The sequence below is a fragment of the Caulobacter sp. GW822-FHT01G02 genome, from assembly GCF_058802865.1.
In genome coordinates this window covers 365,578-387,256 of sequence record NZ_JBXAON010000004.1, presented here as the reverse complement: position 1 = coordinate 387,256, position 21,679 = coordinate 365,578, and the positions used below count along the sequence as shown (strand labels likewise).

The following is a 21,679-nucleotide window of genomic DNA, read 5'->3' as shown; positions in this document are numbered from 1 at the left end:
CTTAGAGTTCGCGAGTTTCCCAATGAAAACCTTGGCGGTCGTTTATAAGCGCAACGGCGCCCCTCTCGAGGTCGCGGAACTCGACACGATCGATCTCGGTGACCCTCAGGCCGACGAGGCGATCGTGCAGATCGAGGCTTCGCCGATCCACATGGCGGACCTCTTCTACATGGAAGGGCGCCTGCCCCAGTGGGCGCCCCCGCCGCCGGCCATGGCCGGCATCGAAGCCTGTGGGCGCATTGCCCAAATCGGCGTCGACGGCGGCTTCGAGATCGGGGATCGCGTCTTTCTTCCCCGCCGCGGCGGCACCTTCAGCCAGTACGTCAAGGTCAAGACCGAGAAGCTGACCAAGGCCGTCAATCACGGCGATCCCGTGCAGATGTCGCTGATGCCGATCAATGGCGCGACCAGCTATGTGATGATGACGCGGGTGATGGACCTGAAGCCCGGCGAGTGGGTCCTTCAGAACGCGGCGAACTCCAGTTGCGGCCGGTTCAACATCAGCATCGCCAAGCAATTGGGCCTGAAGACCGTCAATGTCGTCCGGCGCGAAGAACTCATTCCCGACCTGCTGGCGCTGGGCGCCGACCAGGTGCTGCTCGACGGCGACGACCTGCGGGACCGCGTCTCGGCCGCCACCGGCGGCGCGAAGATTCGCTATGGGATCGACGCGGTGGCCGGAACGGCGACGAACCGCATGGCCGAGAGCCTCGATATCGGCGGCGTGCTCGCGGTCTATGGCATGATGTCGGGTCAACCTTGCCAGGTGGCTGGCGATCTCTTCCTGATGCGAGACCTGACGTTGCGAGGGTTCTGCACCCCGTATTTCGAGGCGGACCTGTCGGCTGACGACAAGCAAAAGATGATGACAGCCCTCGCCAACTGGTCCGCCGACGGCGCGCTCGTCGCCAAGATCGCGGCGACCTATCCGCTCCATGATTTCAAGGACGCCATGCGCCACGAGATGGAGAGCGGCTCGGCGCGCGACGGCAAGGTCGTGATCCTGCCGAACCCGGAACTCATCGGCGGGAACGCGTGATGACCACCGAGAGCGCCCCCCACGGCGCGGCGCCCTGGCCCTCGCCCGTCCGCGCCTGGTACGTGGTCGCCATCCTGGCGTTCGCCTACGCGTTCGCGATCCTGGACCGCATCGCCATCGGCATCCTGGTCATCCCGATCCAGACCGATCTCGGTCTGACGGACACCCAGATGGGCCTGCTGCAAGGCGCGGCCTTCGGCGTCTCCTACAGCCTGTTCGCCATACCGCTCGGCTGGTTCGTCGACCGCTACAGCCGGCGCACGCTGCTGGCCGCGGGCATCTGCGTGTGGAGCGTGGCCACCATCCTGTGCGCCTACGCTCGCGATTTCATGAGCTTCTTCATCGCCCGCGTGTTCGTGGGGATCGGCGAGGCCAGCGTTTCGCCCTCCGCGGCGTCGCTGATCGCCGACTATTTCCCACCCGAGCGCCGGGGGCGCGCCTTCAGCGTCTTCATGCTGGGCAGCACGCTCGGCATCGGCCTGGCCTATCTTCTGGGCGCCGTGGCGCTGCACCTTTCCGGGTTCGTGAAGGGACTAGGCTGGACGGTCCTCGCGGGGATGAAGAACTGGGAGATCGTGTTCGTCCTCGTGGGCGTGCCCGGCCTGCTGCTGGCCATTCTGGCCCTGGCGACGGTGCGCGAGCCCGTTCGTCGGGAAAAGGGCGAGGTCGCAACCGGGGCTACGGTGTCCCTGAAGGCGACCCTCATGAAGAACCGTCTCTCGTATCTGGCGGTGATCAGCGGAGCGGCCCTGATCATGATCACGGTCTATGCCCAGCTCGCCTGGCTGCCGACGCATTTCATCCGGCGCTATGGCTGGAGCGCCAGCGAAGTCAGCGTCGCCTTCGGGGTCGGCTTTCTGCCGATCGGTGTCTTCAGCAGCCTGAGCGCCGGGTGGGTGCTGAATTGGCTGCGCAAGCGTGGCCGCCGGGACGGCCCCCTGCTGGTGATCGCGTTCCAGGCGGTGGTCGTGCTGACCTGCGGGGCGCTGATGTGCGTGGGGCCGACGGCGCCGCTGGCCTATCTCGGCTTCATCCTGGTCACGATCCCCGGGACCTGGTCCTACGTCGCGGCGCTGGCGGGGCTCAACGAGATCACGCCCAATGAGTTGCGGGGCCAGGTCACGGGCCTCTTTACTCTCGTCACCGGCCTGGTCTCACTCGGCGGCGGCGCCTTCGCGGTCGGTTTCTTGTCCGACACCTTCTTCCACGGACCGAAGGGCGTCGGCCTGGGCCTGATGGCGGTCAACACCGTCGCGACGGTCGTGGCCGGGATCATCGTGCTGCTGACCATCAAGGCCTATCGCGACGCCGTTGGTCGATCGGTCTGGCTGGGCCAGGCTTAGGCGTCACCTGTCGAGCGAGGCATAACGATGCAGATTGGCCAGGACTTGCTTGTGCTGCTTTTCGAGCCTCCGGAAGGTCTCGAGGCGCTGATCGTCGATCCGACCTGTCCGCGCACGGGCCCGGCGGTCCTGCTGTTCGCCGACTCCATCGACCTCGACCTCTGGGCCAAGGAGCCGCTTGAGCCTCAGAGGGCGCTCTGGACAGAGGTCGCGATCGGCTATGGCTGCGAGGCGAGGGGCGAGCCGGCGACGGCGTTCCACTATCCCTACCTCATGCTCTCGGGCGCCAAGAGCGACCGGGGCGTGGCCGTCGCCGACGTCGAGATGACCCGGTTTCACGCGGCCTGCCCAAACTACGAGGGCGGCGCGCCCGGCCGGCATTGCGCGGCGACGGCCCGGACCATCGGCGGCCGGCCCATCGTCGACCTCGACATCACCCTCGAACGGCCGGAGGCCAGGACGCCCGCCGGTCTGCTGCGCTGGGTCAACAGGATCCGCTATGGCGACGTGACGACGCCCGGCGACTCCATCGATCGCGGCCTGTGGTTCGTACCCGCCCTTGATCCACGAACCGCCGACCTCTGGACGGGCGTGGGCAGCGCCACCTTCGGCGAAGGCATGGGCTGGTCGGGCGCGGTAAGAGGCGAGGCCTGGTCGTTCGGCGTCGTCTACGGTCTTGAGGGCGGAGAACGCCTGTGAGCCAGCCTCTGATCAAACGCGCCTGCGGCCAGACCTCGCTCGCCGCGGTCTGCGAGCTGGAACCGGGCCGCGCGGCGAAGCTGCTGCCCGCGCCCCTGACGGCCATCGCCGACCGAGCCTTCATCTATCTCGTGTGGTGCTCGCTCTACAGCGAGACCAGCACGGTCCGTGAGCGCTCGTTCCTGGAGGCCAACATCGCCATCCCGTGCGATGGGCCGGCTGGAGAAGGCACCTGGTTCGCCGCCGCCTACTTCAACTCGCGCCAGATCGTGCGGCACGCGCACCTGAGCGGCTGGGTCGGCGAGCACGCCCATATCGAGATCGGCCGCGTGCCCGCGGGCGTCGCCCGCCTCGTGTGGCCGTCACGCGCGCCGGTCGGCGGCTGGGTGGCGCGCGGCGGTCGCCGCGAGATCGAGATGGTCGTTCGTCCGGGCGAGGAGGTCGATCTTGAAACGACCCCGCTGCGCAAGTTCCTGCGCGTCTACGGCGTGCGCCAATTCGCCGATCAGCCCGACGTCACCCTCGAGTGGCACAATGAAGACGTGATCCATCGCATCCGCGAGGCGAACGCCGACTTGACCCTGGCCGGAGGCGCCGCGGCGCTGCTGGGCCCCGTGACCGTTTCGTCGGCCTACCTGATGGAGTTCGGCATCGACCTGGGTGGATCGCGGCTCGTCTCCGGCAGGTGATCAGCCGCCCCTTTCCGCGCCGCCCGCCAGCCCGGCCGACCTAGTCTCAACGCTCCCGTTTCCCGAGGAGCATTGAGATGTCCAAACAAGACGACGCGCCGGAAAACACGCTCGGCTACACGGCCTCGAGCGCCATCGCCTACTCGCGCTTTCGCATGTATCAGGTCGACGAAAGCGACCTGGAAAAGGCGCCGCTGTTCTCCTTCCCCATGCTCGACGGGGTGATGAACAAGGCGATCAATGTCGGCATCGACGAACCCGCCACCCAGGTGAATTTCGAGGAGTTCCTGCCGGGCCACGACATCAGCTGGGCGATGTTCCACGACGAACTGCACTATGTGACTTCGGGCGAGTGCGAGGTCACCTATCACCTGGCGCCGATGATGACGATCACCGGCACGGTCGTCGCCAAGCCCGGCTGCATCTACCTCTTGCCGCGCGGGGCGCATATCAAGTGGAAGGTGTTGGGCGACAAGCCGTTTCGCCACCTCTGCATCTGCATCCCCAACCCGGGCTATCCGGTGGCGCTGGCCGATAGCGTGCGCCGGGCCGAGGGCGGCCAATGAGCAGGTCGGCGCACTATCGCCGCGACGAGCCGGCCTTCTACAACTTCCTGTCGCTCGAGCGCGAAGCGCTCGACGCGCCCGACCTCATCGCAGGCATGCGCGGCTCGCTCATGAGCATGGACGCCCACAGCGGCTCGCGCACCTATGTCTGCGAACTGCCGTCGGGCTTTCGCACCCGCACGGACGGCAAGGCGGCCTCGCTGGAGTTCTTCGTGCTGCGGGGCGACCTGGCGCTGAACGGGTCGTCGGTCGGCGTCAGCGGTTACATCCACGCCCCGCAACTCTGCGGCGGCGGGGAGATCAGCACCGTCTCCGGCGCCCTGGTCCTGGCGTTCTGGAACCCGAACATGCCGGCCTACGCGTACCCGGTGACGCGCAACCGCGTGATCCAGACCGACAAGATCGAGTGGGTGAACAGCGTGCCGGGGTCGCACGGGGTGATGCACAAGTCCCTGCGCGCGCCTGACGCCGTGCCGGGCCCGAGCGGCGAGGGCTTCGACGGCGGACCCGGCGGGTTCCTGCGCTTCCAGTACATCTCGCCGCAGGCGATCGCGGACCTAGAGCACGTTCACCACGAATGCTGGGAGGAGATTATCGTTCTGAGCGGCGACATCCTGCTGGTCAACGAAGGCCAGATGGGCGCCGGCAGCGTCGTCTCCCACCCGCAGGAATGGTACCACGCGCCTTTCGTCTCGCGCAGCGGCGCCCTCATCCTGTGCCACACCGACGGTCCCATGGGCTATCCATGGCCGACGCGCGAGTACCCGCAAGGACGCTGTTTTTGCGAGCGCTACATCGCCGAGACTCCCTGGGACGAACCGGCCGCCCACATCCCCTGGAACGAGCATCCCTATGCGGCCGAACAGGAGGCGTCGGCCGCTTACCAGGCCTATCGCGCCTCGCCGCAGGGCGTTCGCTGGGGCGGCGACGAGCCCGACGCCGAGGTGCCTCGCGCGCCCGCGGGCCGAGGCCGGCAGAGCCGCTTCCGCGCCAGCTGGGTGCGTTCCGAAGACGACGAGTCGAAGAGCTGAGCCATGATCACCGACCTGCATCACACGACCCTGTTCGTGAGCGACATCGATCGCTCGATCGACTTCTATCGCGACGTTCTCGGTCTGGCGCTCGTCAGCCGTTCGGACGCCTGGGGCGGAACCTATCTCGGCAAGGTGTGCGGCATGCCCGACACCGACATGAGGCTCAACATCGCGCTCATCGGCGTTGGTCCTAAGGGCAAGATCTTCGAGCTGATCGAGGTTCTGCAGCCGCTGGGCGAGCCGACCGACGCCTCCTCGCGCGGCCGCGGCATCGCCCGTATCGGCTTCGAGGTCGACGACATCGAGGGGGCGGTCGCCAGGTTGAAGGAGCGCGGCGTCATCTTCCTTAGCGACGTGATCACCGTGGCGGTGGAGGAGGGGCAGCACTATTCGGACGGTAAGGCCGTGAAGTTCCTCGACCCGGACGGCATCGTGCTGGAGCTGCAGCAACCGCCCGCGCCTGGCCGGGTGACCTGAGGCTGGCGACGCCTTTAAGCGTTCTTCCAAAACCCCCAAGCCCGCGCGCGCTCGGGGGTTTTCCTTGTCAGGTGCGTTCGCTGACCAGCTGGGCCTGGCTCCCGGCCCGGCCCAGCAGGCGATAGAGGCCGAAGGTGATCGCGAGCGTCACCGGCGAAGAGAAGCTGGCGACTATCCCGCCGCTAGCCATCATCGTCAGGCCGACGGCCGCGCCGGCGAACCAGGCGACGAGGCCTCGCGGGATGAAGGTCCGGGTTTCCACGGCCTCGGGCGTGTCCGTCGGCGAGATCGCGCTTGAGGTGATGTAGGCCAGGGCCACGCCCACCCACGCCGTCAGGATCACCGCCTGATAGTTCACGGCGATCAGTATGTACTTCAGCACTTCGCTCGCCGCGGTGAAGGCGAACACGACCGCGCCCACCAGCAGCGTGCAGATCAGCCGGGGCGCGCGTAGGCGCAAGGCGTCGCGGAGGAAGGCCTGCAGATTGCTCGACGAGAGGAAGAAGTTCGCGGTGTTGATCCGGGTCTGGGTCACCCAGATGAACAGCAGGCCCAGCGGCCCGCCCAGCACCGTCAGGCAGACGTCGATCACCGCCGTCTCGGAAACCACGGCCATGTTGGCGCTGGCGGCCAGATAGATGCCGACGCTAATGTTTACGAGGAAGGTGACCACATAGAACGGGAAGCCGAAGGTGATCCTGGAGTGGTGCTCGATGTCCTCGATCTTGCCGAACCGGCCGATGTCCAGCGTGATCATCATCAGCAGCTGCATGCCGAACACGGCGATGAAGCAGTACCACCAGCCCGCCGGCGTGGGATTGGCGGCCGGGATGTTCAGCCAGGCATGCGAGTAGCCGAAGCGATGGATCGACATGGCCACGACGGCGATCAGGCCGATGACGTAGATCGGCAGCAGGACGGCGTTCAGCTTGTCCAGCCACTTCTGGATGCTGCCGACCGCCAGCGCGACGCTGTAGACGGCGATGATCGCGCAGGCCTGTAAGTAATTGATCGCGCTGAACACCTTGACCGCCGCGGCCGCCACCACCGCGCTCTCGAACACCGCGTAGTAGATGGCGATCACCGCGAAGATCAGGGTGGCGAGGGAGGCTCCCAGCGTTCCAAATATCCTGCGCGAAAGCAGGTAACAGCTCTCGCCGCTTCGGATCGCGAAGCGCGAGAAGATGTAGCCCAGACCGCTCAGGGCCACGACGCCGAGAAACGTCCCGATCAGGGCGTCGCGCGTTCCAAAGGTCGTGGCCAGGGTCGCGCCCAGCAGCAGGTAGAAGATCGCGCTGCAAAGCGAGAACCACACCATGGTGAGCGGGCCGCGGGACATCCTGTCCTCGGCGTCGACCCGTCTTGTCGCTGAATCATGGGATTCGCTGTGAGCCATTCTCCGGTCTCCATCCTGGCTTTGAAGGGCGCGCGCGCCGTGGAGCGCCCCCGAGGCGCCATGCCAGGCAGCCTGTTCGCGCGGCCCCTAACCACAATGTCGTTCGCAGATTTATCCGAGGTCCGGACAGTTTCGCGGTCCGGCATTGCTCGGCGTCGAGCGGTCGTCGCTAAATCGCCGGCGTGGGCTCATCAAGTCGCAGGCCTTGCTTCCTCAAGCCCACACGCCGTTGGCCTTCCGCAATGACTGATGTTGGAGTGACGAATATGGCTGTGACCGGAGAACTGACCGAACAGTTTGCTCACGCGGTTTTGCCCGAAACCACGTCGGAGGAATATTCGCGGCAAGAGTTCGTGAAGTCGTTGAAATTCCACCTGGCGTCGACGGTCAGCCTCGGCATCAAGGCGGCCTATCAGGTGCGCGCCCAGCCGCAATTTAAGCAGGCCAAGGGCCGCGAGCCGGAGACTTATCGCGAAGTCCAACACGCCATGGCGGGCGAACCCTACTACCAGTTCTGGAGCGCGATGCAGCGCAACAGTCAGGAAATGATGTGGAAGGCGGCGCAGGTCCCGGTCGAACGCCAGCTGCCGTCCCTGATCGACGCCTTCAGGAACGCCTCGGGCTCGAAGGGCTCGCTGACCCTGGATCCGACGCTCGAGGCGCCGCGCTATCACCGTCTGGTCGACATCCACTGCATGCCGGGCGGCTACCACACCGAGTTCGCCGAGGAGGACATCGCCAACGGCGCCGTCTACGACCGCGCGGTCTATGTCTATGTGATGGGCCGCATGGGGCCGCTGAACTCCGACATCGGCGACAGCACCGCCAACTTCGTCAAGGCCAGGTTCCCCGACCTGAAGCCTCGCCGGATCCTCGACATGGGCTGCGGCGTGGGTCACTCGACCCTCTCGTACGTCGACGCCTACCCGGACGCCGAAGTTTACGGCGTCGACGTCGGCGCGCCGATGCTGCGTTACGCGCATGCCCGCGCCGAGTCGCTGGGCAAGCCCGTTCACTACAGCCAGCAGAACGCCGAGAAGATGAACTTCCCGGACGGCTATTTCGACCTGATCGTCAGCCACATCCTGGTGCACGAGACCAGCCACGTGGCGATCCGCAACATCATGCGCGAGACCAACCGCCTGTTGTCGCCCGGCGGGGTCGTGGCCCACACCGAGACCCCGCCCTACCGCCAGCTGGAGCCGTTCGACGCCTTCATGCTCGACTGGGACACCCGCAACAATAACGAGCCCTTCTGGGGCGCCAGCCACGAGATCGTTCCGGCCGACATGGCCGAGGAAACCGGCTTCGAAGGCGCCAAGGCGTTCGAGGGCCTGCAGCCCAGCGCCTACGAATCCGCCGACGCCCAGCGCACCAAGGTGTTCCAGGGCGGCGACTTTGGCGGCGGCGGGGCCTGGTACATCTGGGGCGTCCAGAAATAGACGCCGCGTCCATTAGATCTCGGGAGTTTTTCTATGAACTTGCAACAAGGCGCTAAGGGGGAGCGGCCGCGCTATTTCGCCGACCCCGGCATCGACAAGGTGCTCTCGATGACGATGGCGCTGGCGGGTGAGGTCGCTGTCATGCGCGATCGCATCGACAGCCTGGAGCGTCTGCTGGAGACCAACCAGCCCGTGAGCCGAGCGGCTCTGGACGCCTACGCGCCCGACGACGCCGCCCGCGCCGCGCGCGACCACTGGCGCGCCCGGTTCCTCGATATCGTCCTGCGCGCTGTCCACCAGGAGCGGGAGGCTCTGGAGCGGCGGATGAACGCCCAGTCCTATGCGGCCGTCATCGAGGACGTCGAATCGACGACCGCATAGGGGCGCGGGGCGACCGTCGGCAACCGTGACTTAAAAATATTCAGGAAATCAATGTCAGAGCTTAGCCCCAGGACCGCCGTCCTGTTCATGGACTTCCAGCCGGGCATCATCGGCGCCCTGCCCAACAACAATGAACTGGTCGCCACCGCGGCCGACGTGCTGGCGCGGGCGCGGGCCGCCAACCTTCCCGTGATCTTCATCCGCGTCGCGTTTCGCCCTGGGCATCCGGAAGTCAGCGACCGCAACCAGATGTTCAGCGCGATCAAGAAGGCCGGCCGCATGCAGCTGACCGATCCGGCCAGCGAAATCGACCCGCGCTTGGCGCCGCTCGACACCGAGTTCGTGGTGGTCAAGCACCGCGTCGGCGCCTTCTACGGCACTGAACTGCAGCCGATCCTCAACGCGCGGGACGTCGACACCCTGGTCCTGCTGGGCGTGGCCACGGGCGGGGTGGTGCTGTCCACGGTCCGCGCCGCCGCCGACCAGGACTATCGCCTGCTGGTGGTCCGCGACGGCTGCGCCGACGCCGATCCGCAGATCCACGAGACGCTCATGGACAAGGTGTTCCCCCGCCAGGCCCAGGTGGTCTCCGCCGCCGACCTGCCGTTCTGATCGGACGGGCGGCGGCCATGACCGGGCATGACGACCTAGATGCGAACTACGCCGTCGCCTTCGACGGCGCCTTGCCTTTCGGCGAGCGTCCCGCGCTGCTGATCGTCGACGTGGTCGTCGCCTATCTGGCGCCTGGATCGCCGCTCCACGACCCGGCCTTCGAGACAGCGCTGGCCAGCAATGAACGGTTGGTCGCCGCGGCTCGCGGCGCGGGCGTGCCGGTCATCTTCACCAACGTCGTCTACCAGCCGGGCGGGGCCGACGGCGGCCTGTTCTACCGCAAGGTTCCGGCGCTGAAGCTGTTTGACCGTGGTTCGGCCGCGGGCGCCTTCCCGGCCAGCCTTCAGCCGCTGCCGACCGAAACCGTCGTCTCAAAGCAGTACGCCTCGGCGTTTTTCGGCACGTCGCTCGCGGCAACCCTGACGACCATGAAGGTCGACTGCCTGCTCATCACCGGATTTTCCACGTCCGGCTGCGTCCGCGCCACGGCATTGGACGCCATGCAGCATGGGTTCGCGCCCTTCGTCGTCAGCGACGCCTGCGGCGACCGTCACCGCGCGCCGCACGAGGCCAACCTGTTCGACCTGCGGGCCAAGTACGGCGAGGTGGTCACCGAGCGCGAGGCGATCGCGCTGATGGGAGAGACCTGAATGTCGGCGCTGGCAAGGACGCTCTACGACAAGCTCTGGGACGACCACGTCGTGGCCGACGAGGGAGATGGCGTCTGCCTGCTCTATATCGACCGCCAGATCCTCCATGAGGTCTCCAGCCCCGTGGCCTTCTCCGGCCTGGAAGCGCGCGGCGCGAGCGTTCGTCGGCCCATGGCGCAACTCGCCACGGTCGACCACGCCATCCCGACCAAGGATCGCGACAAGCCAGTCGCCGATCCTCTCGCGCGCTCCCAGATCGCACTGCTGGAGAACAATGCGAACGCGCACGGGATCACCCTCTATGGCTCCAAGAGCCCACGCCAGGGGATCGTCCACGTCGTCGGGCCCGAGCAGGGGTTCACTCAGCCGGGCATGACGCTGGTCTGCGGCGACAGCCACACGGCCACGCATGGCGCCTTCGGGACGCTGGCCTTCGGCGTCGGCACCTCCGAGATCGAATGTGTGCTGGCCACCCAGACGCTTCGCCAGTCCAAGTCGCGCAATATGGCGCTGAGGACCACCGGAGCGTTCGGTCCGGGCGTCTCGGCCAAGGACCTGGCCATGGCCGCGGTGGGCCGCATCGGCGCGGGCGGCGCGTCCGGCTATGCGATCGAGTACATGGGCGCCGCCATCTCGGCCATGTCGATGGCCGCGCGCATGACCCTTTGCAACATGACGATCGAGGCGGGCTCCCGGATCGGCATGGTCGCGCCCGACGAGACCACCTTCGCCTTCGTTGAAGGCCGTCCCTTCGCGCCCAAGGGCCACCTCTGGGACGAGGCCGTCGCCTATTGGCGCACGCTTTCCAGTGACGCGGGCGCGCGCTTCGACCGGGTGCTGGAGATCGACGCCGGCGCGCTGGCGCCGCAAGTCACCTGGGGCGTCAGCCCGGACATGGTGCTGCCGGTCACGGGCCGGACCCCCAATCCTGACAGCGCCGCCAGCGAGCCGGAGCGAGAAGGCGTCCTGAAGTCGCTCGCCTATATGGGCCTGACGCCCGACACCGCTCTGCAGGACATTTCCATCGACTACGCCTTCATCGGATCGTGCACGAACAGCCGCCTCGAGGACCTTCGGGCGGCCGCCGAGATCGTGGCGGGAAAGCGCGTGGCTCAGCACGTCACAGCCCTGGTCGTCCCGGGCTCAAGCACGATCAAGCGCCAGGCCGAGGCCGAGGGGCTGGACCTCATCTTCCGCCAAGCCGGCTTCGAATGGCGCGACGCCGGCTGCTCGCTTTGCGTGGCCATGAACAACGACCGCCTCGCGCCGGGCCAGCGCAGCGCCTCGACCTCCAATCGCAACTTCGAGGGCCGGCAAGGCCCGGGCGCGCGCACGCACCTGATGAGCCCGATGATGGTCGCGGCCGCGGCGATCGCCGGGCATATCGTCGACGTGCGGGAGATCGGCTGACCATGGAGCCGTTCGTCAGCATCGCCTCGATCGCCGCGCCCCTGCTCGAGCGCGATATCGACACCGACATCATCTTCCCGGCCCGCTACCTGCTGCTGACCAGCAAGACCGGCCTGGGCCGATACGCCTTCTTCGAGCGGCGCTACGCGGATGACGGAAAGACCGAGAAGGCCGACTTCCCGCTCAACCAGCCCGCCTTCCGGGGCGCCCAGATCATCGTCGCCGGATCGAACTTCGGCTGCGGCTCCAGCCGCGAGCACGCGGTCTGGGCCCTGGTCGATCTCGGCGTGAGGTGCGTCATCGCCGACAGCTTCGGCGACATCTTCTATTCGAACTGCTTCAAGAACGGCCTGCTGCCCGTGGTGGTCACGCCCGAACAGCGCGCCGATCTGACGGCCCGCGCCGCGGCGGGAGAAACGCTGGACGCGGACCTCGAACACCAGGAGATCCGCACCGCCGACGGCGGGGTCATCGCCTTCCGGGTGGATGGCTGGCGGCGGGAGGCTCTGCTGAACGGTTGGGACGAAATCGCCACGATCTCGCGGACGCGGGGCCAATCCATCGCCGCCTTCGAAGACGCGCAGAGAAAGCGCTGCTCCTGGCTCTATGCGGACGAGTGATCGCGGCGCGCGCGCATCGGGGCTGTCCGCATCGCGGATAGTCTCGCCTCCGTCCGCGCGAATTCCGGCCACTGGCCTAAGTCTCGGGACGTCGCGGACTTCGCGCGGCGCCGTTGCAAGGTTGTCAGATGGCCGATCCCATCATCCGGCGGAAGCTCGACCGTAAGGAATTCTTTGTCGCGCCGGGCGTGCAGGACATGATTACCGCCGCCATCTGCCGGAAGGTTGGCTTCGAGGTGGTCTATGGCACGGGCTACTGGCTGACGGCCTCGGCCTATGGTCTGCCCGACGCGGGCATCGCCACCTACAGCCAGATGCTCGACCGCATGGCGACCGTGGTCCGTTCGTCGAACGGCGCGGTCATCGCCGACGCCGACACGGGCTACGGCGGCCTGCTCAACGTGCATCACACCGTGCGCGGCTACGAGGCCGCCGGCGTCACGGCGATCCAGCTGGAAGATCAGGAATTTCCCAAGAAGTGCGGCCACACCCCCTTCAAGCGGGTGATCTCGCTCGAGGACATGGTCGACAAGATCCGGGTCGCCGTGGATGCCCGCGAGGACAAGCAGAACTGTCTGATCATCGCCCGCACCGACGCGCGGGCTAGCGAGGGCATGGACAAGGCCCTGAAGCGGGCCGAGGCCTACCGGAAGGCCGGCGCCGACGTCATCTTCTTCGAGGCGCCTCAAAGCGAAGAGGAGATGCGCCGGGCCTGCGAGACCATCGACGCGCCGATGATGGCGAACATGGCCGATGGAGGTGTCACCCCGATCCTGCCGGCCCAGGTGCTGAAGGACATTGGCTACGCCTTCGCCATCTACCCCTCGATGACGAGTCTGGTCGGCGCCGCCGCGATGGAGGCGGCGCTCGTCAAACTGCAGACCACGGGCGTCAGCGCCGACCCGGCGACCCCGATGTTCGACTTCAAGGAGTTCTGCGGCCTGATCGGCTTCGAGGAGGTCTGGGCCTTCGAACGCAAGTGGGGGGGACAGGCGTGACCGGCTTCACCTTCGAGACCACCCCACGCATCCTCTGTGAGGACGGCGTCAGCGGCAGGCTCGGCCAGCTCGCCGCCGAGCTCGGGATCAAGCGGCCACTGATCGTCACCGACCGCGGACTGTTTGAGCTTGGCGTCCTGGACGACGCGCTTGACAGCTTCAAGGCTGCGGGTTTGCCCGTCGAGCTGTTCCGCGATGTGCTCGCCGACCCGCCAGAAGCCTCGATCGAGGCCGCCGCGCGGTTCGCCAGGGCTCGCGACACCGACGGCGTGATAGGTCTCGGCGGCGGCAGCTCGATGGACACCGCCAAGCTGGTCGCCCTGCTGGCGGGCCCCGGCGGCCAGACCCTGACGCAGGCCTATGGCGTGGAACGGGCGCGCGGCCCGCGCCTGCCGCTGATCCAGGTTCCGACCACCGCGGGCACCGGCTCGGAAGTCACCTCCATCGCCATCGTCACCACGCCGGACGACCAGAAGGTCGGCGTCGTTTCCCGTCTGCTCTATCCCGACATCGCGGTCCTGGACGCGACCCTGACGTTCGGCCTTCCGCCCCGCATCACGGCGATGACCGGCATCGACGCCATGGTCCACGCCATCGAGGGCTATACCAGCCGCATCAAGAAGAATCCGGTCTCCGACAGCCTGGCGCTGAAGGCGCTGGAACTGCTGTCGGGCTCGATCCGCGCCGCCGTGGCCGACGGGCGCGATGTCGACGCCCGCCGCACCATGCTGCAGGGCTCGCTGCTGGCCGGCATGGCCTTCGCCAACGCGCCGGTGGGGGCGGTCCATGCGCTCGCCTATCCCATCGGCGGCCTTTTCCACGTGCCGCATGGCCTGAGCAACGCGCTGGTGCTGTCGCCGGTGCTGGCTTTCAATCAACAGGCCGCCCAGGCGCATTACGCCGAACTGTGCCGCGTGGTCGCTCCGCGAGCCGTAGGCGCCACCACCGAGTCCGCCGCCGCGGGCTTCGTCGCCGCCATGGCCCAGCTGGTCGCCGACATGCCCATGGAACAGAGCCTGACCCAGGTCGGCGTCCAGCGCCAGGACATCGAGCGCATGGCGACCGACGCCATGAAGGTCTCGCGGCTACTCGTGAACAACCCCCGCGACGTCAGCCACCAAGACGCCGTGGACCTCTATCTCAAGGCGCTCTGAGGCGTCGAACCGACAGATCGAAGGGGCAGGGGCGACCCCGTCCTCGGGAGCAGATCAGAATGGCGTATCGATTGGGTGTTGATGTCGGCGGGACCTTCACGGACCTGCTGTTGCTCGAGGAGCGGACTGGCGCGTTCTGGCGGCACAAGACGCCGTCCACGCCCGCCGACAGCTCCGTCGGAATCCTGAATGGCGTGACCGCCATCTGCGAGGCCGCGGGCGTCGCGCCGGCCGACATCGAGGTGTTCCTGCACGGCACGACCGTCGCCACCAACGCGGTTCTGGAAGGCAAGGGCGCGCGCGTCGGCCTGATCGTCACCCGAGGCTACCGTCAGATCATGCAGATCGCCCGCAGCTTCGTACCGGGCGGCCTGGCCGGCTGGGTGGTGTGGAACAAACCCTCGCCGCTCGCGGCCCTTGTTGACACCTTCGAGATCGGCGGCCGCATGGACGCCCAGGGCGTTGAGCTCGAACCCATCGACGACGCCGAAATACGAACGGTGCTCGAAGGCCTCAAGGCCCAGGGCGTGGAAGCGATCACGGTCTCCCTGATGAACGCCTACCTGAACGGCGCCCACGAAAGGCGCGTCGGCGAGCTGGCGGCCGAGATCATGGGCGATGTTCCGGTCTCGCTGAGCCACGAGGTCCTGCCCGAGATGCAGGAATACGAACGCACGCTCACCACGGTGGCGAACGCCAGCGTCCGGCCCATCGTCGGACGCTATGTCCGCAATCTGCGCACGAAGCTGCGCGACGCGGGGGTGGCCGGAAAGCTCTCCCTGCTACGTTCGGACGGCGGTCTGATGTCGTCGGAGAAGTCCGAGCACCATCCGGTGTCGCTCCTGATGTCGGGCCCAGCGGGCGGTGTCACCGGCGCGCTCTGGGTCGGCAAGAAGGCTGGCATCCACAACATCCTCACCCTGGATGTCGGCGGGACGTCGACGGACGTCGCCCTGATCGAGAACCTGGACGCGCGCCGCGTCCGCACGACGGAGGTCGGCCACCTCTCGGTCCGCGCCTCGGCTCTGGACGTGAAGACCGTCGGCGCCGGCGGCGGCTCCATCGCCTATGTTCCCGAACTGACCAAGGCCCTTCGCGTCGGCCCGCAATCGGCCGGCGCCGTGCCCGGACCGGTGGCCTATGGCAAGGGCGGGACCCTTCCGACCGTGACCGACGCCAATGTCGTTCTGGGCTATTTGCCCGAGGCCCTGCTCGGCGGGACCTTCAAGCTCGACCGCGAAGGCTCGGTCCGCGCCGTGCAGACAATCGCCGACGCGCTTGGCATCGGGCTCTATGAAGCCGCGCGCGGCATCATCGACATCGTCAACGAGAACATGTTCGGCGCTCTGCGCATGATCTCGGTCCAGCAGGGCTATGATCCGCGCGATTTCGCCCTCATGGGCTTTGGCGGCGCGGGTCCCTTGCACGTCAACGCCGTGGCCCGCCTGATGGGCAGTTGGCCGGCGATCTCGCCGGTTTCCCCGGGGGTGCTCTGCGCGCTTGGCGACGCGACCACCCGGATGCGCACCGAGACCGCCCGCTCGTTCTCGCGGCGATTCGACCAGACGACGTCGGAGGAAGTCATCGCCCTGCTCGAGGAGATGGCGCGCCAAACCCGCGACGAACTCATGGCGGACGGCCTGCCCGAGGCCGAGATCACCTCGCTCTTCGAGATCGACGTCCGCTACGAGGGACAGGCCTTCGAAGTGCCGCTCGCCATTGATCCGGAGACCTTGCGGCGCGATGGCCTGGCTGGCGTGACCTCGAGGTTCGATGAGGAGCACCAACGGCTCTTCACCTTCAAGATGGATACCCCGCACGAGCTCGTGAACCTGCGGGCCGTGGCGCTCGGGACCGCTCTGGACCTTCCGGCGGCCGAGCCGCCTCAGGGGACCGGCGACCCCATCGCCGCCAAGATCCGCGACCATGAGCTCTGGATCGACGGGCGGATGCACCCGGCTGTGATCTATGAGCGCGCCAAGCTCTGCAAAGGCGACGTGATTCCGGGGCCGGCGATCGTCACCGAGATGGATTCCACCACCCTGATCGAGCTCGGCTGCGTCGGCACGGTCGACGCTATCGGCAACATCCTGATCACTCTGGCTTGAGGAGCAGACCATGCCCGCCACGATCATCCAGAGCAATTCGACGCCGTTCGAGAAGATCGCCATCGACCCGGTGACCCTCGAGGTCATCGAGAACGCCCTGCGCAACGCCCGCGTCGAGATGGACGCCACACTGGTGCGCACGGCCATGTCGCCCGGCATTCGCGAGCAAGGCGACGCCTTCCCCCTGATCGCCGATCACAAGGGTCGCATGGTCGTGGGCCAGTTCGGCTCCTACATCGGCCCGTTTCTCGAAGGCTTCGAGGGCACGGTCGAGGACGGCGACATGATCTTCCTCTCCGACCCCTACTCGGTCGGCGGCGCGATCAGTCATTCCAACGACTGGCTGGTGCTGCTGCCGGTGTTCAAGGACGGCCGGCTGATCGCCTACACGTCGATGTTCGGCCACCAGTCCGACATCGGTGGCAAGGTGGTGGGCTCCATGCCCATCGACGCCCGCTCCATCTTCGAGGAGGGTGTCCGCATCCCGCCCGTGAAGATCTGGAAAGCCGGGGTCTACAACGAGGACTTAATCCGCCTGGTCATGCACCAGACCCGCAAGCCCGATTGGTGCGCGGCGGATCTCAACGCCCTGGTCGCGGCTTGCCGCGTGGCCTCGCGCCGGGTGATCGAGCTCGCCGAGCGTTTCGGCGACGACGTCTATGTGTCCGCCACCGAAGAGCTGCTGGCCCGCAACTATCGCGCCATGAAGCAGCTGATCCTGACCTCAGTCAGCGAGGAGGCGGTCAGCTTTGAAGACTATGTCTGCGACGACGGTCTCGGCTATGGGCCCTACAAGATCCGTTGCACCATGCAGCGCGTGGGCGAGAAGGTCGTGCTCGACTTCTCCGGCACCGATCCCCAGAGCCAGGCCTCTATCAACTTTTTCCTCAACGAGAACATGCTGCGCATGTTCTTCGGCATCTACATGATCATGGTCTTCGACCCGCAGATCCTGTTCAACGACGGCTTCTACGACCTGATCGAGGTGCATATCCCGGAAGGCTCGCTGCTGAAGCCCGCCTTCCCCGCTGCGCTTTCAGGGCGCACTCACGCGCTCGGCCGCATCTTCGACATCCTGGGAGGGCTGCTCGGCCAGAAGACGCCCGAGTTCCTGACCGCGGCGGGCTTCTCGTCCTCGCCGCACCTCTTCTATTCGGGCTTCGACGCCAAGGGGCAGTGGTTCCAGCTCTTCCAGATCGGGTTCGGCGGCATCCCCGGCCGGCCCATCGGCGACGGCCCGGACGGCCACTCGCTCTGGCCGGGCTTCACCAACGTGCCCAACGAGTTCCTGGAGCGCTACTTCCCGCTCGTCATCGAACGCTACGAGACCGTGGCCGACTCCGGCGGCCCCGGTCTTCATCGAGGCGGCAACGGAATCCACATGACCTACCGGTTCCTGGAGCCCGGCACGATCGCCATCCACGATGATCGCTGGTTCATCCCGCCCTGGGGCGTGAACGGCGGCGAACCGGGAGCTCGCGCGCGCAAGCTCCTGGAAAAGGCTGATGGTACGACCACCGTCGTTGGCAACAAGGTCGAGGATGTGCCGGTCGAGGCCGGCGACCGCCTACATTTCATCACCTGGGGTGGTGGCGGCTGGGGCGATCCCCTGGATCGCAATCCGTCCCTTGTGGCGCTGGAAGTGACGCAAGGCCTCGTCACGGTCGAGGGCGCCCGCCGCTATGGCGTGGTGATCGCGGACGGCGGACTGGACGCGAGCGCGACCTCCGCGCTCAGATCCCGGATGCGCGCCGCGCGTCCCGCCGAGCAGGGCGTGTTCAACTACGGTCCCGACCTGGAGACCTTGCGCCGTAACTGCCTGGCCGAGACCGGCTTGGAGGCTCCCAAGCCGCCGATCCGGCCGACGCGCCTCGCCGCCGAGTGACCTCGCGGCGATGCAAGCCGGGGAGAGCATCCGGACGGTGGAGATGTTCCAGGACATGGGGGTGGGTGTGAACGTGCGGAATGTCAGCCGAATTCCTGGTCTGCAGCGTGCCGACCTGGTCCGTAGCGAGGCGTTCATCGGCGGCGCGTGGGTTGGAGCCGAGAGCCGAATCCTGGTCGAGAACCCCGCGGACGGCTTGGTCGTCGGCGACGTCCCCAACCTCGGCGCAGCTGAAGCGATGGACGCCGTGACCGCCGCCCGGGATGCGATGCCCGGCTGGCAGGCGCTCACCGGCAAGGCGCGCGGCGAGGTCCTTCGCCGCTGGTCCCAACTCATGCTGGCGCACGCCGAGGATCTGGCCCGGATCATGACCGGCGAGCAGGGCAAGCCGTTGGCGGAGGCCCGAGGCGAGGTCGCCTACGCCGCGGGCTTCCTCGAATGGTTCGCCGAGGAGGCGCGTCGCGTGAACGGCGATGTCCTGACCCCGCACGCCGCGGACAAAAGGCTCACGGTGCTGCGGCGGCCCGTGGGGGTGGTGGCGGCGATCACGCCCTGGAACTTCCCTCTGGCGATGATCACGCGAAAGGCCGGGCCGGCCCTGGCGGTTGGCTGCGCGATGGTTCTCAAGCCTTCGGAGCTCACCCCCCTGTCGGCGCTCGCGCTTGCGAAGCTCGCCGAGGAAGCGGGCGTCCCGCCCGGCGTGTTCAACGTGATCACGGGCGAGGCCGCCCCGATCGGCGAGGTGCTGACCGGCGACCCTCGCGTCCGCAAGTTCACCTTCACGGGATCGACGGCAGTCGGGAAGATGCTCGCTGCACGATGCATGGCGACGGTCAAACGGGTGTCGCTGGAACTCGGCGGCAATGCGCCTTTCATCGTCTTCGACGACGCCGATATCGAGGCTGCGGTGGAGGGCGCGGTCGCCTCGAAGTTCCGCAATACGGGCCAGACCTGTGTCTGCGCCAACCGGTTTTTCATCCAGGCGGGCATCCACGATCGCTTTGCCTCCGCCCTGGCCGAGCGTGTCGGCGGGCTCCGCCTTGGCGCCGGCCTGACAGGTGAATTCGACCAGGGGCCCCTCATCGATGTGCGCGCCGTCGCCAAGGTCCGCGCTCACATCGCCGATGCGGTTGAAGGCGGCGCGCGCATCCTGACCGGCGGCCAGTCGGCGGTCGTGGGTGCGTTGTTCTTCCAGCCGACCGTGCTCGTCGGCGTGCGGCTGGACGCCCTGGTGAACCGCGAGGAGACGTTCGGGCCGCTGGCGGCGATCACGCGGTTCGAGACGGAGAGCGAGGCCGTCCGAATGGCAAACGACACCTCGACCGGGCTCGCCGCCTACGTCTTCACCAAGGACATGTCGCGAGGCGTCCGACTAAGCGAGGCCCTGGAGTGCGGCATGGTGGGCCTGAATACCGGTCTGATCTCGACCGAGATCGCACCATTCGGCGGCGTCAAGGAGTCCGGCATGGGACGGGAGGGGTCGCGATATGGACTGGAGGACTACCTCGACCTGAAGCTTGTCTGCGCCAAGATCGACCTCAATTAAATCGCCGGCTGGGATGGCAGATAGAGCACAGGCGCGCGAATTTACCGGGATCTGGGGCGGACCTGTGCTGATGCCCGTGCATGACCTTGAACTGACGCCTTCCATCGGCGCACCTCCAGAAACTGGACATTCAGGCTGTCGAGCCGACCAGTTCGCATAGAGCCTTTTCACGCGGTCAGGCGTCCGACTCCAGCGGGCCCTTACTCCGCTCACGGCGGCGGTCCCTAGCCCGACTTTCCAGCGTCTCCGCTGGGCGGGCCGCAGATGACGAAATCATCCGCGTATACCAGTCGCGCGCACCAAATTTTGGCCAACGCAACGGGCGCTCCGAAGAGCGTGCTGTATTTTATGCGGAAACGATGGTGGCTGGCGGAGAGGGTGGGATTCGAACCCACGGTGCCCTTCCAGGCACGCCGCATTTCGAGTGCGGTACATTCGACCACTCTGCCACCTCTCCAGGCCGCCGTTCCGAGCGGTTTTTGGAACCGCCCGAGGTCGAGGGCGCGATACCTAGCGGCGTCGCCGCTGGGACGCAAGCCCTTCTTCCCAGCTTTTTTCCGCCTGGAGCATGACAGCCGAAAGTGGTTGCCGGTTTCGGCGGCCACCATGCTCCAAACTCTTGAAAGAGAGCCTGTTTATCCGTTTCGGATGGGACATCCGAAGCGGACAGGCTCTCTGCCTTTCGGTCGCGGAATCATCTGAGTGCAGCGGAAAACGGCGATGGTTTTTCCGTCGCTTCGCCGCGGGGCCGTCGCGAAACGAAAGCCTAGAGCTTGGAGATATCCACCGGCGGGAAGCGCGGGCCGCTTTCCGGTTCGGACGGCAGCTTGCCCGAGCGGATGGCCACGCGCAGGGCGGCCGAGGCCAGCACCGGGTCGGGCAGGATGGCGTCGGCGGCGGTGCGCAGGGCGATGAAGTCGAGCCGGTCGATCTTGTCGTTCAGCTGGATGTTGGCGGCCTTTTCCTCGGCCACGGTCGACTCGCGGACCTCGCCGGCGCAGACGCCGGGCAGGATGCGGGTCCGCGGCGGCAGCTTGAGGAACTTGCGGGCGTCGTCCCAGGCCTTGCCGGCGTCGGCGCCGGGGATGTCGCAGCGCCCGGCGCCCTCGGCGGGAGCCAGCATCAGGTCGCCGGTGAACAGCACGTCGCCCATCAGATAGGCGACCGCGCCAGGCAGACGGCCGGTCAGGGCGATCGGCGTGAACTCCACGCCGCCCATCGGGAAGCTGTCGCCGTCCTGGGCCAGCTTGTCGAAGTCCCAGCCGTCCAGGTCGACCATGGTCTCGCCGAACTTGGGAGCCAGGCGCTTGAGGCTGTCGACGACCTTGGCGCCGATGCAGATCGACGCGCCGGTTTCGTATTTCAAATGACCGGCGGCCGACAGGTGGCCGGCGTGAAGGCCGGTCTCCAGGATCCAGGTCGGGCCCAGGTCGCGGGCGCGGATTTCGGCGATGATCCGGTTGATGAAGCTGGCGTCCACCGCCTCGGTGACGGGATCGAAGTCCAGGACCGGATCGACAATGGCGCAGAGATAGGTGGCGGGATCGACGATCAGATAGGTCACCGTCCCCGTCGCGGGATGGTGGTATGCGATGATTTCCGGCTGCATCAATCTGCCTCAGACGCCCGA

20 protein-coding genes and 1 tRNA gene are annotated in these 21,679 nt (G+C 66.9%); 18 read left to right on the top strand and 3 right to left on the bottom strand.

What is annotated here, in order from left to right:
• Positions 1-22 precede the first annotated feature (22 nt).
• From AC1RNC_RS14170 to AC1RNC_RS14140, 7 genes are all read left to right on the top strand, one after another.
• A complete protein-coding gene (locus AC1RNC_RS14170; RefSeq protein ID WP_492887031.1) occupies positions 23-1,039 on the top strand; it encodes a zinc-dependent alcohol dehydrogenase family protein in 1,017 nt (338 codons plus the stop codon).
• Entirely contained in the window at positions 1,039-2,382 is a 1,344-nt protein-coding gene (locus tag AC1RNC_RS14165) for an MFS transporter (RefSeq protein ID WP_492887030.1), read from the top strand. Before AC1RNC_RS14170 ends, AC1RNC_RS14165 begins: the two co-directional genes overlap by 1 nt.
• Positions 2,383-2,409: 27 nt before the next feature.
• A complete protein-coding gene (locus tag AC1RNC_RS14160) occupies positions 2,410-3,081 on the top strand; it encodes a hypothetical protein (RefSeq protein ID WP_492887029.1) in 672 nt (223 codons plus the stop codon).
• Complete coding sequence (locus AC1RNC_RS14155; RefSeq protein ID WP_492887028.1) at positions 3,078-3,770, top strand: acetoacetate decarboxylase family protein; 693 nt, start codon at positions 3,078-3,080, stop codon at positions 3,768-3,770. Before AC1RNC_RS14160 ends, AC1RNC_RS14155 begins: the two co-directional genes overlap by 4 nt.
• A 77-nt stretch (positions 3,771-3,847) precedes the next feature.
• Positions 3,848-4,336: a cupin domain-containing protein gene (locus AC1RNC_RS14150; protein ID WP_492887027.1), complete on the top strand. Its 489-nt coding sequence runs from the start codon at positions 3,848-3,850 to the stop codon at positions 4,334-4,336.
• Positions 4,333-5,367, top strand: a complete 1,035-nt coding sequence (locus AC1RNC_RS14145) for a cupin domain-containing protein (protein WP_492887026.1) — start codon at positions 4,333-4,335, stop codon at positions 5,365-5,367. The genes AC1RNC_RS14150 and AC1RNC_RS14145 overlap by 4 nt, the downstream gene beginning before the upstream one ends.
• A gap of 3 nt (positions 5,368-5,370) precedes the next feature.
• Positions 5,371-5,847, top strand: coding sequence for a VOC family protein (locus AC1RNC_RS14140; RefSeq protein ID WP_492887025.1), 477 nt, complete (start codon positions 5,371-5,373; stop codon positions 5,845-5,847).
• 67 nt (positions 5,848-5,914) lie between these two features.
• Here AC1RNC_RS14140 and AC1RNC_RS14135 read toward each other — a convergent pair whose 3' ends face one another.
• Positions 5,915-7,186, bottom strand: a complete 1,272-nt coding sequence (locus tag AC1RNC_RS14135) for a purine-cytosine permease family protein (RefSeq protein WP_492887024.1) — start codon at positions 7,184-7,186, stop codon at positions 5,915-5,917.
• Positions 7,187-7,509: 323 nt separating this feature from the next.
• On the opposite strand from AC1RNC_RS14135, the gene AC1RNC_RS14130 reads away from it, so the two are divergent.
• From AC1RNC_RS14130 to AC1RNC_RS14080, 11 genes are all read left to right on the top strand, one after another.
• Positions 7,510-8,685: a class I SAM-dependent methyltransferase gene (locus AC1RNC_RS14130; protein ID WP_492887023.1), complete on the top strand. Its 1,176-nt coding sequence runs from the start codon at positions 7,510-7,512 to the stop codon at positions 8,683-8,685.
• Between the two features lie 33 nt (positions 8,686-8,718).
• A complete protein-coding gene (locus AC1RNC_RS14125) occupies positions 8,719-9,066 on the top strand; it encodes a hypothetical protein (RefSeq protein WP_492887022.1) in 348 nt (115 codons plus the stop codon).
• Positions 9,067-9,117: 51 nt separating this feature from the next.
• Positions 9,118-9,678 (top strand): cysteine hydrolase family protein, encoded by a 561-nt coding sequence (locus tag AC1RNC_RS14120; protein ID WP_492887021.1) that lies wholly within the window; start codon positions 9,118-9,120, stop codon positions 9,676-9,678.
• 17 nt (positions 9,679-9,695) lie between these two features.
• Complete coding sequence (locus tag AC1RNC_RS14115; RefSeq protein WP_492887020.1) at positions 9,696-10,328, top strand: isochorismatase family protein; 633 nt, start codon at positions 9,696-9,698, stop codon at positions 10,326-10,328.
• Positions 10,329-11,738 (top strand): 3-isopropylmalate dehydratase large subunit, encoded by a 1,410-nt coding sequence (gene leuC / locus AC1RNC_RS14110; RefSeq protein ID WP_492887019.1) that lies wholly within the window; start codon positions 10,329-10,331, stop codon positions 11,736-11,738.
• Between the two features lie 2 nt (positions 11,739-11,740).
• Positions 11,741-12,358 (top strand): 3-isopropylmalate dehydratase small subunit, encoded by a 618-nt coding sequence (leuD, locus tag AC1RNC_RS14105; RefSeq protein WP_492887018.1) that lies wholly within the window; start codon positions 11,741-11,743, stop codon positions 12,356-12,358.
• 128 nt (positions 12,359-12,486) lie between these two features.
• Positions 12,487-13,356 (top strand): isocitrate lyase/PEP mutase family protein, encoded by an 870-nt coding sequence (locus AC1RNC_RS14100; RefSeq protein ID WP_492887017.1) that lies wholly within the window; start codon positions 12,487-12,489, stop codon positions 13,354-13,356.
• Positions 13,353-14,510: an iron-containing alcohol dehydrogenase gene (locus AC1RNC_RS14095; protein ID WP_492887016.1), complete on the top strand. Its 1,158-nt coding sequence runs from the start codon at positions 13,353-13,355 to the stop codon at positions 14,508-14,510. Before AC1RNC_RS14100 ends, AC1RNC_RS14095 begins: the two co-directional genes overlap by 4 nt.
• 59 nt (positions 14,511-14,569) lie before the next feature.
• Positions 14,570-16,618, top strand: coding sequence for a hydantoinase/oxoprolinase family protein (locus AC1RNC_RS14090; RefSeq protein WP_492887015.1), 2,049 nt, complete (start codon positions 14,570-14,572; stop codon positions 16,616-16,618).
• 10 nt (positions 16,619-16,628) lie between these two features.
• Positions 16,629-18,503 carry a hydantoinase B/oxoprolinase family protein gene (locus tag AC1RNC_RS14085; RefSeq protein WP_492887014.1) on the top strand — a complete coding sequence of 625 codons (1,875 nt, stop codon included), beginning with the start codon at positions 16,629-16,631 and terminating at the stop codon, positions 18,501-18,503.
• Between the two features lie 43 nt (positions 18,504-18,546).
• Positions 18,547-20,049 carry an NAD-dependent succinate-semialdehyde dehydrogenase gene (locus AC1RNC_RS14080; RefSeq protein ID WP_492887013.1) on the top strand — a complete coding sequence of 501 codons (1,503 nt, stop codon included), beginning with the start codon at positions 18,547-18,549 and terminating at the stop codon, positions 20,047-20,049.
• Between the two features lie 367 nt (positions 20,050-20,416).
• On the opposite strand, the gene AC1RNC_RS14075 is transcribed toward AC1RNC_RS14080, so the two are convergent.
• Positions 20,417-20,506 (bottom strand) — tRNA-Ser (locus tag AC1RNC_RS14075).
• A gap of 309 nt (positions 20,507-20,815) precedes the next feature.
• Positions 20,816-21,661, bottom strand: coding sequence for an MBL fold metallo-hydrolase (locus AC1RNC_RS14070; RefSeq protein WP_492887012.1), 846 nt, complete (start codon positions 21,659-21,661; stop codon positions 20,816-20,818).
• Positions 21,662-21,679 lie beyond the last annotated feature (18 nt).

Bases quoted from the DNA above. Each gene is read 5' to 3' on its own strand.
- AC1RNC_RS14135 (WP_492887024.1), bottom strand. From the start codon at position 7,186: ATGTCCCGCGGCCCGCTCACCATGGTGTGGTTCTCGCTTTGCAGCGCG.
- AC1RNC_RS14125 (WP_492887022.1), top strand. From the start codon at position 8,719: ATGAACTTGCAACAAGGCGCTAAGGGGGAGCGGCCGCGCTATTTCGCC.
- AC1RNC_RS14080 (WP_492887013.1), top strand. From the start codon at position 18,547: ATGTTCCAGGACATGGGGGTGGGTGTGAACGTGCGGAATGTCAGCCGA.
- leuC (WP_492887019.1), top strand. From the start codon at position 10,329: ATGTCGGCGCTGGCAAGGACGCTCTACGACAAGCTCTGGGACGACCAC.
- AC1RNC_RS14170 (WP_492887031.1), top strand. From the start codon at position 23: ATGAAAACCTTGGCGGTCGTTTATAAGCGCAACGGCGCCCCTCTCGAG.
- AC1RNC_RS14090 (WP_492887015.1), top strand. From the start codon at position 14,570: ATGGCGTATCGATTGGGTGTTGATGTCGGCGGGACCTTCACGGACCTG.
- leuD (WP_492887018.1), top strand. From the start codon at position 11,741: ATGGAGCCGTTCGTCAGCATCGCCTCGATCGCCGCGCCCCTGCTCGAG.
- AC1RNC_RS14160 (WP_492887029.1), top strand. From the start codon at position 2,410: ATGCAGATTGGCCAGGACTTGCTTGTGCTGCTTTTCGAGCCTCCGGAA.
- AC1RNC_RS14140 (WP_492887025.1), top strand. From the start codon at position 5,371: ATGATCACCGACCTGCATCACACGACCCTGTTCGTGAGCGACATCGAT.
- AC1RNC_RS14145 (WP_492887026.1), top strand. From the start codon at position 4,333: ATGAGCAGGTCGGCGCACTATCGCCGCGACGAGCCGGCCTTCTACAAC.
- AC1RNC_RS14100 (WP_492887017.1), top strand. From the start codon at position 12,487: ATGGCCGATCCCATCATCCGGCGGAAGCTCGACCGTAAGGAATTCTTT.
- AC1RNC_RS14150 (WP_492887027.1), top strand. From the start codon at position 3,848: ATGTCCAAACAAGACGACGCGCCGGAAAACACGCTCGGCTACACGGCC.
- AC1RNC_RS14130 (WP_492887023.1), top strand. From the start codon at position 7,510: ATGGCTGTGACCGGAGAACTGACCGAACAGTTTGCTCACGCGGTTTTG.
- AC1RNC_RS14120 (WP_492887021.1), top strand. From the start codon at position 9,118: ATGTCAGAGCTTAGCCCCAGGACCGCCGTCCTGTTCATGGACTTCCAG.
- AC1RNC_RS14115 (WP_492887020.1), top strand. From the start codon at position 9,696: ATGACCGGGCATGACGACCTAGATGCGAACTACGCCGTCGCCTTCGAC.
- AC1RNC_RS14165 (WP_492887030.1), top strand. From the start codon at position 1,039: ATGACCACCGAGAGCGCCCCCCACGGCGCGGCGCCCTGGCCCTCGCCC.
- AC1RNC_RS14085 (WP_492887014.1), top strand. From the start codon at position 16,629: ATGCCCGCCACGATCATCCAGAGCAATTCGACGCCGTTCGAGAAGATC.